Source organism: Teichococcus aerofrigidensis (assembly GCF_054073225.1).
Genome location: NZ_JBSXMU010000186.1, coordinates 1 through 3,969, shown reverse-complemented (window position 1 = coordinate 3,969; position 3,969 = coordinate 1). Strand labels below are relative to the sequence as shown.

At 75.4% G+C, this 3,969-nt stretch carries 5 protein-coding genes; 3 read left to right on the top strand and 2 right to left on the bottom strand.

Going from position 1 to position 3,969, the window contains the following annotated elements; translation table 11 throughout:
• A partial coding sequence (locus tag ACVMLK_RS20055; RefSeq protein ID WP_457487419.1) for a hypothetical protein occupies nucleotides 1–343 on the bottom strand: 343 nt, incomplete at its 3' end.
• A 10-nt stretch (nucleotides 344–353) separates the two neighbouring features.
• Here ACVMLK_RS20055 and ACVMLK_RS20050 point away from each other — a divergent pair.
• The 3 genes from ACVMLK_RS20050 to ACVMLK_RS20040 all read left to right on the top strand — a co-directional run bounded on the left by ACVMLK_RS20050 (nucleotide 354) and on the right by ACVMLK_RS20040 (nucleotide 2,596).
• Nucleotides 354–566: a hypothetical protein gene (locus ACVMLK_RS20050; protein WP_422921428.1), complete on the top strand. Its 213-nt coding sequence runs from the start codon at nucleotides 354–356 to the stop codon at nucleotides 564–566.
• A gap of 129 nt (nucleotides 567–695) precedes the next feature.
• On the top strand, nucleotides 696–1,685 hold the full coding sequence (locus tag ACVMLK_RS20045) for a 2-hydroxyacid dehydrogenase (RefSeq protein WP_422921427.1): 990 nt from the start codon (nucleotides 696–698) through the stop codon (nucleotides 1,683–1,685).
• Nucleotides 1,686–1,699: 14 nt separating this feature from the next.
• Entirely contained in the window at nucleotides 1,700–2,596 is an 897-nt protein-coding gene (locus ACVMLK_RS20040; RefSeq protein WP_457487418.1) for a diacylglycerol/lipid kinase family protein, read from the top strand.
• Nucleotides 2,597–2,600: 4 nt separating this feature from the next.
• On the opposite strand, the gene otnK is transcribed toward ACVMLK_RS20040, so the two are convergent.
• Nucleotides 2,601–3,851, bottom strand: coding sequence for a 3-oxo-tetronate kinase (gene otnK / locus ACVMLK_RS20035; protein WP_457487417.1), 1,251 nt, complete (start codon nucleotides 3,849–3,851; stop codon nucleotides 2,601–2,603).
• Nucleotides 3,852–3,969: the final 118 nt, after the last annotated feature.

Genomic DNA, 3,969 nt, shown 5'->3' with positions numbered 1-3,969 from the left:
CGCGCAAGGCGTCGGCCAAGCCCGCCGCCAAGGCGCCCGCGCGGAAGACCGCCGCGACGACCCGCGCCCCTGCCCGCAAGACGGCGACGCGCGCCGCCGCCACGCCGCGGAAGGCCGCGCCGGCCAAGCGGACCACGACCCGCGCGACGACGAAGACCGCGGCGAAGACGAGCACGCGCACCACCACCCGGACGGCGGCGGCCCGCAAGGCCCCGGCGAAGACGACGACCGCCCGGAAGGCTCCGGCGGCCACTGCGCGCAAGGCGGCGCCGAAGAGCGGCGGAACCGCGCGCACCGCCTCGGCGCGCAAGACCGCGGCCCAGCCGGCGTCGACCAGCCGCAAGGTCGCGCCCGTGAAGCGGCCCGCGACGCGCAAGGTGGCGGCGCAGGACTCGCCGACGGCCGCCGCGCGGTCTGATGCCGCCAGGCGTGGCGCGGAGACGCGGGCGCGCAAGAAGGCCGAGGCGGCCGCCCTGGCCGCCGCCGCGCCCGAGGCGCCTCCGGCGCCCGAGCCGGTGCCGGACATGCCGGCGCCGCAGGTGGTGGACGGCTCCGCGGCCGAGTAGTTCGGCAGGCGATGCCGTGAAGGACAAGGCCGCCGCGAGGCGGCCTTTTTCATTCCGGCGGCTTTGCGGCATCTGGCGTCCGGCCTACCTTGCGCCGGGCCGCTGGGGCCGCCGCGCGAAGGGAACGCCATGACCGATAACATCCGCCGCATCCTGTATCTGAGCCATGCGCCGGAGGCCGTTTATGCCATGTGGCGCGCCCGGCTGCCGGAAGGCTGCGAACTGATCACCCTCTCGGCGAACGACGATGCCGAGCGGCTGGAGAAGCTGCCCCTGGCGGATGTGGTGATCGTGGCGCCCGCCGTGCTGCGGCCGGAGTGGGTGGAGAAGGCGCCACGGCTGAAGCTGGTCCAGCATCAGGGTGTCGGCTGGCAGGGCGAGACGCCGATCCCGCAGCTCCGCGAACGCGGCATCCGGCTGGCGATCAATCCCTCCGGCACCGCCGAGGTGGTCAGCGAGCACGCCCTGGCGCTGATGCTGGCCTGCCTGCGGCACATCCCGCGCACGGACGCGGCGATGCGGCGCGGCGACTGGCTGGGCACCGCGCTGCGGCCGGTGTCGCGCAACCTGCGCGGCCGTACCGTCGGCATCGTCGGCATGGGGCGCATCGGCTCGGCGGTGGCGGCGCTGCTGCAGCCCTTCCGCGTCCGTGGCCTCTACGTCGATCCCTATGAGAAGCTGCCGGAGGGGCTCGAGCTGGCGCTGAACTTCCGCCGCGTCGAGATGGAGGAGCTGCTGCGGGAAGCGGAGGTCGTCACCCTGCATCTGCCGGCCACGGCGGAGACGCATCACCTGTTCAATGACGCCGCGTTCCAGGCCATGCGGCGCGACGCGGTACTGGTGAACTGCGCGCGCGGCGCCGTGGTGGACGAGGCCGCGCTGGCCCGCGCCCTGTCCGGCGGGCTGATCCGTGCCGCCGGCGTCGATGTCTTCGAGCCGGAGCCGCCGCGCCCGGACAATCCGCTGCTCGGCCTCGAGAACGTCGTGCTCACACCGCATGTCGCCGCCGGCACGCTGGACGCCATGCAGGCCAAGGTGGACGGGGCCATGGCCAATATCGCCCGCTTCGTGCGGGGCGAGGCGCTGCAGGACGAGATCGACCTCGGCGCCACCGGCTGAGCGAGCCGGGGGCCGTGCGGATCAAGGTCCTCGTCAATGCCGGCGGGGGGTCCGTGCGGGGTCGGGAACTGCGCGCCGAGATCGCCGCCGTCTTCGCCGCCCATGGTGTCGCCGCCGATGTCGAGCAGCTCGGCGGCGATGCTCTCGCCGCTGCCGCGCGCGCGGCGCTGGCGGAGGGGTATGAGGCGGTGGTGGCCGGCGGCGGCGACGGGACCGTCAGCGCCGTGGCCGGCGTGCTGGCGGGGGGCGAGGTTCCGCTCGGCGTGCTGCCGCTCGGCACGCTCAACCACTTCGCGCGCGACCTCGGCCTGCCGGCGGACTGGCGGCAGGCGGCCGCGCAGCTCGCCCGCGGCCAGGTGCGACGGATCGACGTGGCCGAGGTGAACGGCCGCGTCTTCATCAACAATTCCTCGGTCGGCCTCTATGCCGACATGGTGTCGGAGCGGGACCGCGAGCGGCGGCGGCGCGGCTGGCGCAAGGGGCCGGCCATGCTGCTGGCCTGTCTGCGCATCCTGCGCCGCTTCGGCCTGCGGCGGCTGACGGTGCGGGCCGCGGGCCGCCGCGAGCGGGTGAAGACGCCGCTCGTCTTCATTGGCAACAACGACTACGAAACCAGCCTGCCCCGCCCCGGACGCCGCGTGGCGCTGGATCGCGGCCATCTCTGCCTCTGCGTCACGCGGCACGGCAGCCGGCTGTCCCTGCTGCGGCTGGCGCTGCGCGCGGCCTTCGGCCGGCTGCGCGAGGAGCGGGACTTCGAGATGCGCGCGGTGGAGACGGCGGAGATCCACGCTCGCGCGCCGCTGCTGCGTGTGTCGCTGGATGGCGAGGTGGCGATGCTGCGCACGCCGCTGCGCTACCGCATCCGGCCGGGCGCCCTGCGGGTCCTGGCGGCTGATCCGCCACCGGCCTGAGGCGTCAGGCGAAGGCTTTCAGGAACAGGTCCCGCGCGCCGGACTGGCCCGGGGCCAGCGCCAGCCACGGCCCGTCCGGCTCGGCCCGCGTCCAGGGCAGCCCGGCCTCGATCTGAGGCCCGACGCGCAGGCTGTCGATGCCGAGCCGCCGCAGCACCGCCTCCGCGGTGTCCTCTCCCGACACCAGCAGCCGGCCCACGCCCCGCGCCACCAGCAATGCCGCGATGCGCGCCAGCGCCTCCCCGACCAGAGCGTCCGCCGCCTCCTGCCCCAGCCTCGCCCGCAGCGCCGCGACCTTCCCGGCCGGGGCGGAGGTGGCGATGACGACGGGCCGCTCCTCCGAGAGCCTGTCCCGCATCCAGCTCTCGGCCTCGGCGGCGAGGGCGGCGGCGTCCGGCATCGCCAGCACATCCAGCTCCAGCACCGGAAGATGCAGCCGGGCGAGGCCGACCTGCGCCAGCGCCGCGCGGGAGCAGGAGCCGGCGAGCACCGCCATGGCGCCGCGCGGCGGCGGCAGGGCCCCGGCGTCCGGCCGGTCGGGCAACAGGCCGCCGGCGCGGAAATTCTCCGGCAGGCCCATGGCGAGCCCGGTGCTTCCCACGATCAGCGCGTGGTCGGCGCAGGCGGCGCCGAGATCGCGCAGATGCGCCTCGGTCAGCGCATCGGCGACGGCGTAGCGGCGCCCACCCTCGCGCATCTGCGTGATGGCGCGCCGGATGGCGGGCGGACCCTGCTCGACCACCGCGAAGGGCAACAGGCCGACGCCACCCTCCGTCTGCCGCGACAGCAGGCGCGGCAGGTTGGCGTCCCGCATGGGTGTCCGCGGATGATGCGCCATGCCGCTCTCGCTGAGCAGCGCGCCGCCGAGGAAGAGATGGCCCTGGAAGACGCTGCCGCCCTGGGCGGGGAAGGCGGGGCAGACGACGGCGAAGCCGGATTGCAGCCGCCGCAGCAGCGCATCCGCCACCGGCCCGATATTGCCCGCCTCGGTGCTGTCGAAGGCGAGGCCGCAGCGGAGGAAGATCTGCCGCGCCCCGCCGGCCAGCAGGGCCTCGCAGGCCGCCAGGCTGGCGGCCACCGCGTCGGCCGCCGGCGCCGTGCGCGACCGCAGCGCGATGACGGCGGCATCCGCCTCCGGCAGGGGGCCGTGCGGCACGCCGATCCGCTGCACGGTGGTCATGCCCTGGGCCACCAGCATGGCGGCCAGATCGGTCGCGCCCGTGAGGTCATCCGCGATGCAGCCGAGCAGCGGCATGGGTCGGTCCTTCCTCGATGCTCTATGCAGGGCCCTGGACGGACGGCAGGGCCAGCAGGTCGCGATGGCCGATCCGCGCGGACAGGCGCCCACGCCCGGCCTGGGCGAGGCGCGCCGC

Excerpts from the sequence above, each read along its gene's own strand:
- otnK (WP_457487417.1), bottom strand. The coding sequence starts at position 3,851 with ATGCCGCTGCTCGGCTGCATCGCGGATGACCTCACGGGCGCGACCGAT.
- ACVMLK_RS20045 (WP_422921427.1), top strand. The coding sequence starts at position 696 with ATGACCGATAACATCCGCCGCATCCTGTATCTGAGCCATGCGCCGGAG.